Origin of the sequence: Klugiella xanthotipulae, from assembly GCF_006716695.1 — a bacterium.
In the GTDB taxonomy this organism is placed as follows: domain Bacteria; phylum Actinomycetota; class Actinomycetes; order Actinomycetales; family Microbacteriaceae; genus Klugiella; species Klugiella xanthotipulae.
This window is the reverse complement of record NZ_VFPN01000001.1, coordinates 531,391-546,957: the sequence shown is the minus strand read 5'-3', so window position 1 is coordinate 546,957 and position 15,567 is coordinate 531,391. Positions and strand designations below refer to the sequence as shown.

Here is a 15,567-nt window from a genome sequence, read left to right as displayed (position 1 = left end):
AGAGACAGGTTTAACCGAATGATCTGTCAGAGACCCATTTACGGTAGCACCATTGGTACGGCGGTAGCAAGTTGTGGTGGCGGGTTGTTCTGTGTGTAGTCGGGGGGCTTTGGCGTTTAAAGCCTTAACTCCTGTTAGCGAGAGGCGTTCTCTTATCTTTAGCGGTCGCATCCAGATGTTGGCTGATGCAGGGTCATCTCAGTAATCTCATGATCGCTCACCCTCGCTGAGACCCACCGAGATCTTCGCCCTCAGCAACGGCTCTCATCTCCCGTTACCGGGCAACGCCCCACCGGCGCTACTGGAAGATAATCGTGCGGTCGCCGTCGAGTAGGATGCGGTTCTCCGCGAACCAGGTCACCGCCCGGCGCAGGGTGCGGCTCTCCTCATCCTGGCCCAGGGCGACCAGTTCGGCGGGGGCCAGGGAGTGGTCTACCCGCACCACATCCTGCTCGATGATGGGCCCCTCATCGAGGTCGCTCGTGACAAAGTGCGCGGTGGCCCCGATCAGTTTCACGCCGCGGCTGTGCGCCTGTCGGTAGGGGTTGGCCCCCTTGAAACCGGGCAGGAACGAGTGGTGGATATTGATAGCCATGCCGTTCAACTCCGCACACAACTCGGGGCTCAGGATCTGCATGTACCGGGCGAGCACCACGAGTTCGATGTGGTGCTCCGCGATCACGGCGCGCACGCGGTTCTCGAATGCGGCCTTGGACTCGGGGTTCGTGACGGGCTGTGACTCAAACGGTACGCCGTAGAACTCTGCCGTGCGCCCCAGCGTGGGGTGGTTGGCGAGAATCAGCGGCACCTCAATGGGCAGCTGGCCCCCGCGCTGCCGGAAGAGCAGGTCATTGACGCAGTGCTCGGCGGTGGAGGCGAGCAGGAGGGTGCGGATGCGGCGACCCACCACATCCAATTTCCAGGTCATATCGTAGCGCTCGGTGATGGGCTGGAGTGTGGCCTCGAAGCGCTCGCGGGTGGCGGGGGACTGCACCTGTAGGCGCATGAAGAAGCGGCCCGTGTCGTGGCTGGAGAACTGCTGGCTCTCGGTGATGTTTCCGCCCGACTCCACCACCGCCCCGCTGATGGCGTGCACGATGCCGGGCTGGTCAACGCAGCTGAGGGCGAGCACCCAGTGGTGGGTGGCTGGGGAATTTGGGCTGGTGTTTTGCTCGTGGGTCACCCGGATAGATTATTCGAGTTGGCGGGTGGATGCGAACTTTCACCTGATCGCCGGTAGGATAGTGCGGTTAGCAGGGGGACGATTCATGGGTACGCAGCCGTCGGTGGTATCGCGGTCCTCCGCCGACCCCCGATTCCCGCTCGCTGGCCTGCTGATCCTGGCCACCGCCACCTTCCTCTCGGTCACGATTGAGATGATTCCCACGGGTCTGCTGCCCGATATGAGCCGCGACCTGGGGGTGAGCGAGGCCCAGATCGGCCTGCTGCTGACCGTTTTTGCCTACGCCGTGGTGCTCTCCGCCGCGCCGCTCACGGCGATCACCGCCCGGATGGGCCGCCGCTCGGTCGTGGTGCTGGCGCTCGCCGTGCTCGCCGTCAGTACGCTGCTCTCTTCGCTCGCCCTCAGCTATGAACTGCTCGTCGTCGCGCGTCTGCTCGGTGGCCTCGCCCACGGGCTGTTTTGGAGTGTGGTGAGCGCCTACGCCGGATACCTCGTGCCGCGGCACCAGGTGGGCCGGGCCGTCTCGCTCATCGTGTCGGGCGGAACCCTCGCGTTTGTGCTCGGCGTGCCGCTGGGCACCGCCCTGGGCCACGCACTCGGCTGGCGACTCGCGTTTGGTGCGATTGCGGGCGTGACCGCCCTCGGCGCGCTGCTCGTATGGCGGCTGGTACCCGAGGCGGTGCGCCCCGCGCGGCTGCCCGAGCCGAGGGACGCTGACGGTGCCCCGGTCCGGCCGCGCCGCAGTGCCTCCTGGCGGGACGAGACGACCGTGCTCACACTGTGCGTGTGTGGCCTCACCGCGTTTCTGATGATCGGCCACTACGCCTTCTACTCCTACATCGCGCCGTATCTGATCGAGGTGGCTGGCATCCCGGAGGACCTGCTCGCCGTCATGCTGTTTGTGTACGGCATTGCGGGTGCGGTGGGGCTGCTCATCTCGGGCACCCTGTTTACGGTGCGCGTGACGCTGGGTCTGCGCTGGTCCATTCTCGGCTGCCTTGCCGGTGTGGCGCTGATGGCCACCCTCTCGGGCACCGCCTGGCTCGTGATCGTGGGTTTTGTGCTGTGGGGGATGTCGTTCGGGATGCTGCCGCCCAGCCTCCAGACCACCATGCTGCACACCGCCTCCGAACGCATCCGCGACGCGGCGAGTGCGGTGTACACCACTGCCTTCAACGTGGGTATCGGCAGCGGCGCGCTCGTGGGGGCCGTGCTGCTGGAAGCCTGGGGCCTCGCCACGCTGCCCTGGTTCTACGGGGGGATGCTCCTGGTGGCGCTCGCGGCGAGCGTGCTGGGCATCCGGTACCTGCGCCGCGGATGACCCTCGCTAGGCTCACACCATGACCTCACCACCCGGGTTGCGGCCCCCTGAACCTCCGAAGCCGGGGCGCACTCCCGAGAAACCGCGGGGTGCCGTCGGGCCGGGCCGTGGGCGGTTGTCACCCTGGGCGGTTGGCCTGTGCGCTGCGGTGGCGTGCGCGGTGGTCCTGGAGCCCGGACAGGCGGTGATCTCGGTGCTCCTCGACATTGTTGCGGATGCTGAGGTGGGCCTGACCCCGTGGATTCTTGCCCCACGTTAGCGCCCAAAACCACGGCCTTGCTATGCTGGCGCGATGACCGTTCCCCCGACGTTCGAGCTGCCCCCGTTCCCCTTTCCGCCCGCCGACCGTCGCGAGCCCCGGGCGGAGCGCTGGTTTGCCGCCCGGTTGCTCTCCGCCGGGCTGCTGGGTGCGGTCTGGGTTGCCGCGGCGTTTGTGTCCCCGACAATCCGGGCCATCCGTCTGTCGTTCACCCCGCTGAGTCCGGCGCTGTCCCCGCTCGGTACGGGCGTAACCGAGGATATTTGGCAGGCCCTTCCCTGGTGGGGTGTGGCCTTTGTGGTCAGCGGGGTCGCCCTCGCCCTGGTGCACTATCAGGTGATGAGCTTCGTGCTCACCCTGCCCCGGTTCCGGGGGTTGTCGCCGTTTGGCTCCCAGGTGGTCGGCTTTGTGAGCGCCTGGGCGGCGACCATCGTGTCGATGATGCTCGTTGCCGGGGTGTGGGCCCTCGGGACCGTGATCGTGTGGTCACCCCTGATGCGGACGCGGGACGCCATGAGCTCCGATGATGCAAGCTACGCGGCGGTCACGGTGGGGGCGGCCATCCTGCACAGTCTGTCCTGGGCCTGCCTCATGGGGCTCGGTGCGGCCCTGGTGCTCGTTGTCGTGCAGGGCATCGTCCGGGCGCGCGGCTACACGGGCGATAGTGTCCCCCGGCCCGAGTGGTTATCACCGTGGGTGCGGCGCTGGCTGGGGAGCATCTTGGCACTGTTGCTTCTCGCGGCCGCACTGGCCGTCGTGGTGGCCGCCAACCGAGGCCTCCTCGATACCTACTTTCCCGGCGGGATGGTGAGCTAGCCGCCCGTGGGCGTGTACACGGTGGTGGTCGCCACTCCGACTCGGCTGCCGTCGTCGCTCACGTAGCGCGCTGCTACGGTGAAACCGTGGGTTGCGCCCCTGGCCGCCCTGGTTCCCGTGATGCGTACGGTGTCGGTGTCCACGGTGCGGGGGATGTTGTGTGTGTAGCCCCCGCCGACCTCTTCCAGCGTGACCCGGGTGCCGGGTTCGGCGGTGACGGTGAGCACGATGTTCGTGGCGGTGACGGTGCTCACCGCGATGGTGGGGGTCATCAGCTGGTAGCTGGTTGCGGGGCTTGCGGCTGACCGGGTGTGGGTGAGGTGGCTGACCTGGGTGGCCGTCACCGTATTGTTGCCGGGGAGTGAGCCGAGACTGCTCTCAATGATCCAGGTGCCGTCGGCGGCCACGGTTGCCGCGTTGGGGATTCCGTTGATGCTCGCGATGATGGCCGAGCCGGGTGCGCCGGTACCGGAGATCAGGGGTGAGTAGAGCCCGCCGCCGCTGTCAACAGCGCTGATGGCCGGTGCCGCAAGGGTGACCAAGCTGTCAACGGAGAAGGTGGTGCTGTTCACCTCGGAGCGCACATTGTCGCTGTCGGTCTGGTAGACGCGGGCCGTGTAGAGGCCGTTGGGAAGGTCCGTGAGCTGTATCTCCCAGCCGCCGCTCGCGCCCGTCGTGGTGGTAAACGTGCCGGGGGCTGAGCCTGCGCCGGAGACCAGGAGGGTCACCGTTGATCCGGGTGCTGCCTGGCCGGTGATGAGCGGCTGCGCGGCCCCAAATGTGGTGGCCGGTTCGAAGTTGAAGATGGGTATGGTGAGGGCGCTGGCGGGTGCCGTGATGGAGGCACCCAGCAGTTGCGTGACGGAGACGGAGGGAGGCGACACGACGGATGCCGGTGTGGTCCCGGTCGCGTTGCTGACGGTGCCGTCGGCGTCGGTATCCGTGGAGTTCGCCTCGGCTTCGGCGGAGCTGCTCGCACCGCCGTTCGGGGCCTCGGTGACGGATTCTCCACCGCCCAGCAGCGGTGGTAGCAGGATGGCACCGGCGGTGACAGCCACGGCCGCCAGGATTCCCCCCACCGTGAGGCCCGCCTTGGACCCGGCAATTGAGGCCACGGATCCCGGGCCGGGCGCGGCGGGCGTGCCGGGCGCGGCGGGCGTGCCGGGGTCGGACAGCATGGCGGAGGCCGGGATCTCGCTCGCGGCACCGACAGCGGAGCCCGCCGAGCTCTGAAGCCAGGCGAGGTAGCCCAGCGAACCGGTCGCTCCGAGGGCGAGCGGGATGAGGGTCACATGCAGGCGCGACTCCACCTGGTCGGCTTCCGACAGCACAATCGTGCAGCGCGCGCAGTTCTCCAGATGTGCCTCGATCTTTGCGCGGTCGCGTGCCGGAGATTTCTCGCGGGTGTAGGCCCCCATCCGCTCGATTGTCCAGCGGCACTCGGGCGGCGAGTTGCGGTCGTTCAGGTGCGCCCGAATCCAGGCTTGACGCAGACCTTCGCGGGCCCGGTAGGCCAGGGCTGCGGCACTGTTGGCGGACATCCCGAGTAGGGGGGCGCACTCGTGCGGTTTCAGCCCCTCCACCTCGATGTACCAGAGCACTTCCTGCCACCGTGAGGGCAGGCTGCGGAATGCACTGACCGTGATGGTACGGTTGAGCGCCGCCACGGTCTCATCCTCGTGGGCCGCGATATCGGCGAGGCTGTCGAGGGTGTCCGAGGAGTCTTCGGCGAGTTTGCGTGCCCACACCATCGCCGTGTTGCGGATGGTGGTTAACAGGTAGGAACGGAAGGATGCGGTGGGCCCGCCGCCCCGCTGAAGTGCGGCAAAAATCTTGGCGAAGGCTTCGGCAACGAGGTCTTCGGGGTCAAAGTCTTTGGAGAACGAGCGGGCGGCGTAGATGCCCGCCTGTGAGTGACGCCGCCAGAGCTCGGCATACGATGAGCGGTCCCCACCGCGCGCCTGCTCGATGAGTGCGGCATCGCTGATCAGGCTGTCAATAGTCATAATAATTATCGCTCTGCACCCTCGGGCAGAACGTACCCCCTTCACACACTTGAGACTCAGACGGGCGCGTTCTATGACGCAGAAACGAATGAGTTACACACTGGCAGCCCTAACTGTCAGCTTTCCCCTTACACCCCATCAAACCATACCCGGCATCCCTACGGTCTGAGAATCCGCTTGGTATCTGCCCGGGTGCCCACCCGCAGCGGTGGGCCTGCGCAGGAGCCAGAGAGAATAGTTAGCCCGAGAAGCCGCCAAAGAGCAGCGAGACCATCATGGCGACGATGACCGTGTTGAAGGTAAAGGCGAAAAGAACATTTGCACGTACAAGCTGCCACGCCCGCCGTGAATGCACTTTCGCAGACACCATCGCCGCCATGGTGGAGAGCAAGATCGCCAGGGTGAGGTAATCGCCAAAGCGAGCCTTCCCGTTTAACCCGAACGTAAAGTGCGTGGTTCCATGTACTGGCGCGCTCGAACCCAATCGAAAGTACTGGAGAGCGAAGGCGTACAACATTGATGCCCATGAACTGGCAACGCTGAGCATCACCAACGTCGTATAGAGCCAGTCGCCGCGATAGGTCGCGTTCTGCGAGATCGTGATAGTCAACACGACGGCAACAGCTGTCGTAGACAGTGTCCAAATCGTGGCATCACCATAGTCGAAGATACGTAACCACCAACGCTGCGGTCTGTGTTGTTGTGCGTGGAGGCCTCCCTGTGGGATAGGTCGCGTAAAAATGATGTGGGTCCACACCAGGTAGATCGCCAGGAATAATGGCCAACCGAGCAGGTAGATGAGTATTGAGGCCTGGGTAATCTCATCTCGGGTGAGCCCGCCGTTTGCCAAAGCAATGGTGCTCGGCAACGAAGCCACAATTGCGATCACGAGAGCCGCCCCTGCGCTCCAATTTACCCGGACAAAATCCCGCACATAGCGCTGTGTGATCACATGGACATGCTACAGGAGGAGTGATTTGCCATTGGCAATGGTCCGGGTGCATCGTTCACGAAATCGTTGAGGTGGTGCCGGTGGGTCCGTTTGTATATCTGCCCCACATGCCTGCTGGCAACTCGACTCACGTGGCCTCAGGCGAGACATCAGATGCCGCCGATCACGCAGGGCAAGAACGAACGCTTCCACCAGACTTCGTTTCGGTATCTTGACAAGCAACCCCTCGCTGATACCCTCGGCAAGCTTCAAGCACAGGTCGATGAGTTCGACTCATTTACAACACCGAACGCCCGCATCACGGTCTTCCTGGGCATATCACTCCACAACAGGCTGGGGACGCTACGCCCACCGCCGAAGCGCCCGGGCCAGGTGTTCTCGAGACCCCGTCAGATGCGCCGGCCGCGGCAACAGGTGTGTTCCTGCCCGAGAACACGCGCCCAGGACTGTCACCGATGTCCTGAGACATCGCAAAACGGACAAACCGGTCGGAACAAAACCCAGGCCAAATTTGTCAACAATCGTCCGAGAAAAGTGCTGGGTTGGGCGACTCTGGCAGGAGTATTTCATGAGCTACGTTCGACGTGATTCATGGAGTGTTGCACTCCAAACTAAAATCCGGGGGCCTGCGCAGGAGCCGGACTGCCTGGTATGCTGACTGCTGTCGTAACTGGCGTACAGATGGTCACCATCGGGAAGCGACGCAATGCAGATCGGCCGCTCGCCTGGGCCGTGTAAATCTGTGTACATTGCCCGGTTTATTTGAGCTGCGAGAGTCGCGTGCCCTCGCATACCTGTCAGGAGCCCGTATGTCAGAAAAGTTGCCCTCCACCTTCACCCAGCCGCTCTCTGAGGTTGATCCAGAGATCGCCGATGTTCTCCGGCGTGAGCTGGGTCGCCAGCGCGACTACCTGGAGATGATCGCGAGCGAGAATTTTGTGCCCCGCGCCGTGCTGGAGGCCCAGGGCTCCGTGCTCACCAACAAATACGCGGAGGGCTACCCGGGTCGCCGGTACTACGGCGGTTGTGAGTATGTTGACATTGCCGAGTCGCTCGCCATCCAGCGCGCTAAGGATCTGTTTGGGGCTGAGCACGCGAATGTGCAGCCCCACGCGGGAGCCCAGGCCAACGCTGCGGCGCTCTACGCGCTCGCCGCGGTGGGGGACACCATCCTTGGTCAGGAGCTGTCGCACGGCGGTCACCTCACGCACGGCATGAAGCTCAACTTTTCGGGGCGCAACTACAACGCCGTCTCCTACGGTGTTGATCCCGAGACCTACCGTGTGGACATGGATATTGTGCGCGAGAAGGCACTGGAGCACCGGCCTACGGTCCTCATTGCCGGGTGGTCGGCCTACCCGCGCCAGCTCGATTTTGCGGCTTTCCGCTCCATCGCGGATGAGGTGGGTGCAAAGCTCTGGGTTGATATGGCGCACTTCGCCGGTCTCGTGGCCGCGGGTCTGCATCCCTCGCCCGTTCCCTACGCCGATGTGGTCACCTCCACGGTGCACAAGACCCTCGCGGGCCCCCGCTCCGGCGTGGTGTTGAGCACGGCGGAGTACCAGAAGAAGATTGACTCGGCCGTGTTCCCCGGCCAGCAGGGCGGGCCGCTGATGCACGTCATCGCAGCGAAGGCTACGGCGTTTATGCTCGCGGGCACCGACGAGTTCCGCGACCGTCAGCAGCGCACCATCAGCGGCGCCCAGATCATCGCCGAGCGTTTGATGGCGAAGGATACCGCCGACAACGGCATCTCGGTGCTGACCGGTGGAACCGATGTGCACCTCGTTCTGGTAGACCTGCGTAACGCGGCGATTGACGGCAAACAGTCCGAAGATCTGCTGCATGAGGTGGGAATCACCGTGAACCGCAACTCGATTCCCTTCGACCCTCGGCCGCCGATGGTCACCTCGGGTCTGCGCATCGGCACGGCAGCCCTCGCCACCCGTGGCTTCGGCGACGCAGAGTTTGCCGAGGTCGCCGAGATCATCGCCGCCGTGCTCACGCCCGGTGCCGACATTGACGCGCTGCGCGCCCGCACCGCCGCGCTGGCGGGTGACTTCCCCCTCTATCCGGGCCAGGAAGAGTGGTAGCCCGGGTTCTTGATGGCACGGCTACGGCCGCCGCCATCAAGGAGGAGCTGCGCGAACGGGTCACCGCGCTGGCTGCCCGTGGGGTCACCCCCGGCCTCGGCACGGTGCTCGTGGGCGATGACCCCGGGTCGCAGTGGTACGTGGCGGGTAAGCATCGCGACTGTGCCGAGGTGGGCATCGCCTCTATCCGCCGCGACCTGCCTGCCGACGCGACGCAGGCCCAGCTGGATGCGGTGATTGCGGAGCTCAACGGCGACCCGGCCTGCACCGGCTATATCGTGCAGCTGCCGCTACCGAAGCATCTGGATACCGACCGCGTGCTGGAACTGATCGACCCGGCGAAGGATGCCGACGGACTCCACCCCACCAACCTGGGGCGGCTCCTGCTCAATGTGAACGACCCCATCGCCTCCTCGCTGCCGTGCACCCCGCGCGGCGTGATTGAGCTGGTGGAGCGGCACGGCATCAGCTGGCAGGGCAAAAACGTGGTGGTGGTGGGCCGCGGTATTACGGTGGGCCGGGCGATTGGCCCGCTACTCACCCGCCGCGAGTACAACGCCACCGTGACCCTCACGCACACCGGAACGGTGAACCTCAGGGAGCACCTGCTGCGCGCCGACGTGATCGTTGCGGCCGCGGGCGTGCCCGGGATCATCGCGGCGGATGCCGTGCAGCCCGGCGCGATTGTGCTCGATGTTGGGGTGAGTCGCATCGTGGACGCGGCCACGGGGACGAGTCGGATTGCCGGTGACGTGGCCCCCGAGGTTGCGGAGGCCGCCGCGTGGGTATCACCCAACCCCGGTGGGGTGGGCCCGATGACGCGGGCGCTGCTGTTGAAGAACGTGGTGGATAGCGCGGAGCGGGCGCTGGGGTAATATCCGGGCGGGCGTGGTGCCCGCAGACACAACGGTGTGGGCCGCGGCGAGTGATCGCTGCGGCCCACAGTTGTGCCCGGGGTGGTTAGCCGAACGCGTTCACATACGCCTCACTCACGGCGAGGACGCTGCCAGCGGTGGTGCCCGTGACCGTCAGGGTGATGGTGGCCCAGCGGTAGAGGTCCGAGTTCTGGGCGAGAGTGTCAAGATTCCACCCCGCCGTGATCGTACTCCAGGCGTTGCTGGAGAGCGCCGTGCCGGGTTTCTCCACGATTTTACGGAGTACCGGCCCGGTGGGGGCATCCACCCCGGCGAAGAAACGCACGGTAACCTGTTTCACCGTGAGCGTGGAGGGTGCCCCCTCTCTGATCAGATCGAACCGATACCCCAACTGCCGGGTGCCGTCGGCGAGCGGAACCGTCACACTCAGCTCACTCTCCGCCGTCCCGGTGTAGGCGACCTTCAGCACGTTCCGGTTCGCCATGATTCCGGTGGTGGGGGCCACCGTCGGTGGGGCGGTGAGGACTCCCGTGGTGCGTGTCCAGGCCGTGGGATTTTTCACCCCGCCGCTCAGCCGGTTGTGCTGGTCGTTCAGGGCCAGGAGGGTACTGAGCGCGTCAGAACCTGTCGTGCCGGAGCCGCCGAGTGCGAGCGGATGGGTGCGCGTGACCCGCACCCGTCCGCCACCCGCGGCGAGTGCCGTGATCTTCTCGGTGTGCACCGTGCACAGGTCAAGCGAGGCCGCGGCCCCCGAGGCGACCTGAATCGCGTGTGTGAGGGTGCCGGTTCCGGCCGTATTGAGTTTTAGCGTGCTGTGCCTCAGGTGCAGCGAGGCTGACTGATCCACCTGTATTGTGGCGGTTGACGTCCCCGCCGGGTAGACGGTGCCCGCGTTTGTAACGATGCATCCGACGAGCGAGACGACGCTCGTATCGCCCGCGTAGAGCAGCTGTGCCGAGGCGGTGAGTGAGCAGTTGTTCAGCAGAACGCTCTGGCCGCCGCGCGCCTCCACCATCCAGGAGGATGCCGCGTTTTTTGTGAAATCACAGCCGTTAAAGGAGACGTGGGCGCCGTGCACCGAGGTTCGGGCGAGGGCAGTGTCTGCGGCATCCACCAGCACCGCGGTGCTGTTCTCGGTAAAGAGGCAGTCGCGGAAGCGCAGAGCGGTTGCCCCCGTTGTGACCCGGCAGGCCACGGCGAAACCCTGGAAAACCATGGCGTTCAGCACCACCTGTGCGGTGAGTGTGGGGCGGATGTCCCAGGACGTTTTCGTGCCGTTGGCCGTTCCCGGACTGCCGCCACAGGTGAGGCCGTTGCTGTTATTGCTGCTGCGGAAGTGAATCCCACGGTTTTTTGCCCAGGTGGGGTGTGGCGATACGGGGGTGGTGCGCGGGAGGTCGGGGGCCGCCGTTGCGCTACTGGCGACCCGAATTGCATAGGTGGCGGGGGTCTTCATCTCGCAGTGGATGGTAGCGGTGTCGCCGCGCAGCTCCACGCGGTAGGGGTCCCAGGTGATCTGGGAGGTGATCTTGTACGTTCCGCGGGGAAAGTACACGCTCACAAAGCCGGTGGTAACGGTGAGGGCTTTCTGGATGGCGGCGGTGTCATCTGCGATGCCGTCGCCGATTGCACCGCAGTTCATCACGTTGCGGGTGGGGCGGGTGGTGGGGGTTATCCCCGTGAGTGGTGGTGTCATGTGATCTGTCCTATGAGCGAGTGTGTGGGTGACGGTGCGGGCGCTTAGCCGTAGCTGTTGACATACGCGTTGCTCAGAAGAACCCAATCCCCCGTCACCCCACCGGTTGTGGTGATCACGAAGCGAACCTTCTCGACCAGGTGGGTGTCCCAGTTGGCGGGAAGTGAGGTGTTCCAGGCTGTGCTCGCGGCGTAGTGCACCAGTTTGAGTTGAGACCAGGCGCGGCGCTTGAGCGTCACCGGGGTAAAGGTTTGCCACTCGTTGAGCCCGGCCACGAAGGCGTTATCAAAGCGGCCGAGGACTCGACCACCCCGATCGAGGTACTCCACGCGGAGCTCTTTCACCGTGATGTTGGAATTGCTTCCGTCGGTGCCGGATCGTGCCGCGTCGTCCCAGCACAGATCAACAACCAGGCCGGTGACCGCGGTGGGGGCCGTCACCGGGGCGGTGACGGAGAGTGTGGAGTTACCATCCTTATCAAACGCGCAGATGATTCCATCCTTCGCGGTGTGATTATTCGCGTCTTTCGCCCCGTTCTTCCATATAGTTCCTGAGCTGGACTCCCAGGCATCCGTCGTAAACACTCCCTCATAGAGCCGGTTGTTTTTACCGTCGAGGCCCAGCATAGGAACCGTGTCACTGAGAATTTCGAACGTGGGGTTGGTGATATTGACCCGGACCCCGCCTCCCGTGAAGGCGGTGACATTGGGCATCCAGAAATACGAATCCGTGATGCTCAGGGCCGCCCAGGCGTTGCCCTGGGCCAGGTACTCTTTCGTCTCGCTGACCGGGTTCGTGGGGCTGTAGTTCATCAGGAAGTACGACTCCGAGATACTGACCTGGGTGCGAGCTGCCAGCTTGATATAGGGGTGGCTGGCCGTGGCGGAGCTGTTGGTAAGGGTAAAATTATTGCTCGTTGACCGGGCAAACTCGTCGGCGGGGGTCTCAAAGTGGCAGCCGAGAAAATCGACGAAGCCGTGCTCTCCCACGGTGAGGAGCTGGGTGATCCAGTCAAACGAGCAGTTGAAAAACCTGACGGTCTGGTTCGCCTCCAGATTGATGGTGTAGTCGCCGGACGTGCTGGCCGAGAAGTCGCAGCCGTCGAAGTAGATGCGTTCACCGCGGTCGTCGAAGCGCTTTGTCGCGAGCGCTGCGGTATCCGGATCGGTAGTCTTCCAGCGGTTGGCCGGCATAAAAGCTGCCGTGTCATTGACGGAGAACACACAATCGCGGAAACCCAGCATGTCGGTGAATGAGCCGAAGAGCACGGCCGTGCCGAAGCCGCGGAACACCATATTGGACAGGGTAAGGTGAGCGTTCTTACGGCGGCCACCCGAGATTAGCTTCCCGCTACTATCCGAGGTCTCAGCGTAGTATCCCGTGCCCTCCCAGCCATCGTGTCCCTCGTAACCCTCAATGTAGAGACCGTTGCACGTCTTCATGACGCCGCTAGCCACGTCCGTCGTGACAAAGGCGATGCCGGAGCTGGTCGCGGTGCGGGTGGAGGTCGGCGAGTTACCCCGCACAAACGGTGCGCTCGATGTTACGCGCACGGCGTAGGTGTCTGGATCCGCCCGGTCGCGCGAGTCACGATTGGCGATCTTCAGGTCGCACAGGATTGTCGCATTCTCGCCCAGCAGGTGCACTCGATAGGGGTCCCAGACGAGCTGGGAGGTAATCCGGTAGGTTCCTGCGGGAAAATACACCGTGGCGGGTTGGGCTGTGGTGCCGATTGTCAGATCGTCAAAAGCCGCCTGGATGGCCGCGGTGTCATCCGAGGTATTGTCGCCCGTGGCACCGTAGTCGCACACATTGCGCACCGGGGCGGCGGCGCGGATGCTTGTTGAGGTCGAGGCGTGCGGCACGCCATCCCAGGTGGCGGTGGGCAGATCGCCATCCAGGTAGTCACCCGTGTAGGTGCCGGCGACGAGGCACACCTCCTTGACCTCGATCCAGTTGCCCTTCTTCGCGCTATGCACAATGAACCCCGTGGTGAGCTCGGCTGGCCCCTGCCACGCGGGGTAGGTGAGTATGATCTTCTTCCAGGTGTTGTTCAGTGTGTACAGGGTTCCGGGCAAGTTCCCGTTAATTTCGGGGGCAATGGTGAACTCGGTCTGCTCCCCGATGACGGGGCCGCCGCGCGCCCAGAAGCTGAGGGTGTAGGTGTTTCCCGTCACGCCAGTAAAGGTGGTGAGACCGATGAAGCCCTGGTCGAGGGGTGCGGTGCTGCCTGCCGCCGGTACCCGCTGTGTCACGAGGACGTCGATGCGGAGTGCGCGACCCGCGTCGGGGAGGGGAGTCGAGGAGAGCTGAAAAGCGTTGAGGACCTGGGAATTATCCGCACTGAATTGGCAGTCGGCTGCGACGCCCACCGGGACGGTGCCGCCGAGGGTGAGCGTGACGAAGCGGGGGTTTGTGGCAAGGTTTGTGGTCATAATCTTCTTCCTGCTGGGGTGTTGCCAGGGGCGACAACGCGGTTGCGGGTGGGGGATCTGGCCCGCAGGAAGAACGATATATCCGACCAATGACACCGGTATTCCCCGGGAATTCGCGGTAAATCGGGGGGAGAAAGACTGTTGTCTGCCCGGGCGTGTCGTGCTCGGTGTGGCGATCCGACGCGTGGCTACTCCGGGGCGATGCGGGGTCGCGACGCTGTTCTCGCCGCGACCCCACTCCGCACCTAGCTGTGTGCCCCGGCGTACGGTCTGCTCACGTGCAGCACGCTGCCCGTGCGGGCACCCCCTATGCTCAGCACCACGCGGGCGCTCCCGTACAGGTCCGGGTTGAGGTCGAGCGTGTCCAGGTTGATGCTTGCCGTGAGGATGTCCCACCGGGTGGATACCAGCTCAACGGGCGTCACGCTCGTGATGATGGTTCGGGCCACGTCCGTCCGTCCGTCGAAGAAGAACTGAACCCGCTCGCCGTGGACGGTGAGTCCACTCGTGCCCTCCCCGGCACACGCCTCGATACGGTACTCGAAGTGTCGCTGTGTGCCAGAGAGCGGCACCAGCACGGACAGTTCCGTCGGTTCATCGGAGGTATACACCGCGGATACAATGTCCCGCTCCGCTGTGATGTCCGCGGAGGATGATTCACCCGCTGCCCGGTACCCGAGGGTGCCCTGCGAGGTAGACCATCCCTCCGTTCCGTTGACCGCCCCCAGGCGGTTGTGCCGGGCGTTCAGGCCGCGCAGCGGGGCCGCGGACGGTTCGAGCCCGTGGATGTTCTCCACGGGTGCCGTGCGCGTCTGCGCCGCGGTGAATCGCCCGCCGCCCGTCGTGAGTGCGGTCACCCGCGGAGCCGCGACGGAGCACAGACGCAGGGTGCACTGGGCCGACAGCCCCACGTAAAAAATGTGGGGGAGGGTGGCGACGGGCGAGACGTTGAGCCGCAGGGTCGTGTGCTTGAACTGGATGGAGGCGGCGTCGGTCAGCACCACGGAGGCCTGGTGTTCCGGGGCGTCTGTGGTGGGCCATCCCGCCTCCCGGTAGTGGTCACCGGTGTTTTCTACTCGGCTGGCGAGCACCTGTACCGAGCTCGTGTCGGCCGCCCGGATGAGCGCCGCAGAGCCCGAGAGTGAGCAGTTGTTGAGCACCAGCTCCTGATTTCCGGTGAGGTCGAACATCCAGTCGGGGGAGTTATTTCCCAGAAATTCGCAACTCGCGTAGGCAGCGTGTGTGCCGCGGCCAACCAGACCGGGGTACAGACTATCGGGTGAGTCGATGAGTACGGCAGCGTTATTATCGGCCAGAATGCAGTCGCGAAAACGCACGGTCGGCGAGTGGCCCTGAATGTGGTGGGCCACCGTGAACCCGCGAAACACCATATTGGCGAGCATCAGGTTGGAGTTGGTCGTGGGCTCCTCCGCCCACGCTGAGCCGTGCGCGGCGAGCACTCCGGGGGTGCCAGAGAACAGGAAACCGGCGCTGGTCCCGTTGGCTGAGACAAACTCAAGGCTCCGATTGCGGGCCCACAGCATGTAGGGCGAGACGAGGCCGTTACGCGGCGAGTCGGCCGCCGCCGAGGCTGAGGGCGTGACGTGTACGGAGTAGGTTCCCGGGGTGGCCATATTGCAGCGGATGACGGCATCCTGCCCACGCAGTTCAACGCGGTACGGGTCCCAGAGGAGGGTATCGGTAATGAGGTAGGTTCCCGGCGGGAAAAACACCGTGATAAATCCGGTCACGGTTGTCAGCGCTCGGCGCAGCGCCTCCGTGTCATCGGTGATCCCGTCTCCGCACGCACCATACTGTCGTACGCTGCGTATGATGCGGGGGGCTGCGGCCTCGGTGGCCGTCGCGGGTGGCGTCGCGGGTGGGCGAGTGGTCATGACGGTGTCCTTTGCTCGGTGTGCGGGTGGGAGCGG

11 protein-coding genes and 1 riboswitch are annotated in these 15,567 nt (G+C 64.6%); of the genes, 5 read left to right on the top strand and 6 right to left on the bottom strand.

Going from position 1 to position 15,567, the window contains the following annotated elements:
* Positions 1-298 precede the first annotated feature (298 nt).
* On the bottom strand, positions 299-1,183 hold the full coding sequence (gene purU / locus FB466_RS02400; RefSeq protein ID WP_141915540.1) for a formyltetrahydrofolate deformylase: 885 nt from the start codon (positions 1,181-1,183) through the stop codon (positions 299-301).
* A gap of 85 nt (positions 1,184-1,268) precedes the next feature.
* Here purU and FB466_RS02395 point away from each other — a divergent pair, with 85 nt between their 5' ends.
* From FB466_RS02395 to FB466_RS02385, 3 genes are read left to right on the top strand one after another with little or no spacing between them, the layout of a single operon-like run.
* On the top strand, positions 1,269-2,504 hold the full coding sequence (locus tag FB466_RS02395; protein ID WP_141915538.1) for an MFS transporter: 1,236 nt from the start codon (positions 1,269-1,271) through the stop codon (positions 2,502-2,504).
* A 19-nt stretch (positions 2,505-2,523) separates the two neighbouring features.
* A complete protein-coding gene (locus FB466_RS02390; RefSeq protein WP_141915536.1) occupies positions 2,524-2,763 on the top strand; it encodes a hypothetical protein in 240 nt (79 codons plus the stop codon).
* 33 nt (positions 2,764-2,796) lie between these two features.
* Entirely contained in the window at positions 2,797-3,579 is a 783-nt protein-coding gene (locus tag FB466_RS02385) for a hypothetical protein (protein ID WP_141915535.1), read from the top strand.
* Here FB466_RS02385 and FB466_RS02380 read toward each other — a convergent pair.
* Positions 3,576-5,585: a sigma-70 family RNA polymerase sigma factor gene (locus FB466_RS02380; RefSeq protein WP_141915533.1), complete on the bottom strand. Its 2,010-nt coding sequence runs from the start codon at positions 5,583-5,585 to the stop codon at positions 3,576-3,578. The two genes, FB466_RS02385 and FB466_RS02380, sit on opposite strands and share 4 nt — an antisense overlap.
* 238 nt (positions 5,586-5,823) lie before the next feature.
* A complete protein-coding gene (locus tag FB466_RS02375) occupies positions 5,824-6,537 on the bottom strand; it encodes a DUF1345 domain-containing protein (protein WP_141915531.1) in 714 nt (237 codons plus the stop codon).
* Between the two features lie 656 nt (positions 6,538-7,193).
* Positions 7,194-7,275, top strand: a riboswitch (ZMP/ZTP riboswitch).
* Between the two features lie 71 nt (positions 7,276-7,346).
* Here FB466_RS02375 and glyA point away from each other — a divergent pair.
* Both glyA and FB466_RS02360 read left to right on the top strand, forming a co-directional pair.
* Positions 7,347-8,630: a serine hydroxymethyltransferase gene (gene glyA / locus FB466_RS02365; RefSeq protein WP_141915529.1), complete on the top strand. Its 1,284-nt coding sequence runs from the start codon at positions 7,347-7,349 to the stop codon at positions 8,628-8,630.
* The gene (locus tag FB466_RS02360) at positions 8,624-9,505 is read left to right on the top strand and encodes a bifunctional methylenetetrahydrofolate dehydrogenase/methenyltetrahydrofolate cyclohydrolase (protein ID WP_141915528.1); all 882 of its coding nucleotides are present in this window, start codon (positions 8,624-8,626) and stop codon (positions 9,503-9,505) included. Before glyA ends, FB466_RS02360 begins: the two co-directional genes overlap by 7 nt.
* Positions 9,506-9,590: 85 nt before the next feature.
* Here the strand turns inward: FB466_RS02360 and FB466_RS02355 are convergent, their stop codons facing one another.
* The 3 genes from FB466_RS02355 to FB466_RS02345 all read right to left on the bottom strand — a co-directional run bounded on the left by FB466_RS02355 (position 9,591) and on the right by FB466_RS02345 (position 15,531).
* On the bottom strand, positions 9,591-11,201 hold the full coding sequence (locus FB466_RS02355) for a glycosyl hydrolase family 28-related protein (protein WP_141915526.1): 1,611 nt from the start codon (positions 11,199-11,201) through the stop codon (positions 9,591-9,593).
* A 44-nt stretch (positions 11,202-11,245) separates the two neighbouring features.
* Positions 11,246-13,636: a glycosyl hydrolase family 28-related protein gene (locus FB466_RS02350; protein WP_141915525.1), complete on the bottom strand. Its 2,391-nt coding sequence runs from the start codon at positions 13,634-13,636 to the stop codon at positions 11,246-11,248.
* 245 nt (positions 13,637-13,881) lie between these two features.
* Positions 13,882-15,531, bottom strand: coding sequence for a glycosyl hydrolase family 28-related protein (locus FB466_RS02345; RefSeq protein WP_170205987.1), 1,650 nt, complete (start codon positions 15,529-15,531; stop codon positions 13,882-13,884).
* Positions 15,532-15,567: the final 36 nt, after the last annotated feature.

Excerpts from the sequence above, each read along its gene's own strand:
- FB466_RS02385 (WP_141915535.1), top strand. The coding sequence starts at position 2,797 with ATGACCGTTCCCCCGACGTTCGAGCTGCCCCCGTTCCCCTTTCCGCCC.
- FB466_RS02390 (WP_141915536.1), top strand. The coding sequence starts at position 2,524 with ATGACCTCACCACCCGGGTTGCGGCCCCCTGAACCTCCGAAGCCGGGG.
- glyA (WP_141915529.1), top strand. The coding sequence starts at position 7,347 with ATGTCAGAAAAGTTGCCCTCCACCTTCACCCAGCCGCTCTCTGAGGTT.
- FB466_RS02380 (WP_141915533.1), bottom strand. The coding sequence starts at position 5,585 with ATGACTATTGACAGCCTGATCAGCGATGCCGCACTCATCGAGCAGGCG.
- FB466_RS02350 (WP_141915525.1), bottom strand. The coding sequence starts at position 13,636 with ATGACCACAAACCTTGCCACAAACCCCCGCTTCGTCACGCTCACCCTC.
- FB466_RS02355 (WP_141915526.1), bottom strand. The coding sequence starts at position 11,201 with ATGACACCACCACTCACGGGGATAACCCCCACCACCCGCCCCACCCGC.
- FB466_RS02395 (WP_141915538.1), top strand. The coding sequence starts at position 1,269 with ATGGGTACGCAGCCGTCGGTGGTATCGCGGTCCTCCGCCGACCCCCGA.
- FB466_RS02345 (WP_170205987.1), bottom strand. The coding sequence starts at position 15,531 with ATGACCACTCGCCCACCCGCGACGCCACCCGCGACGGCCACCGAGGCC.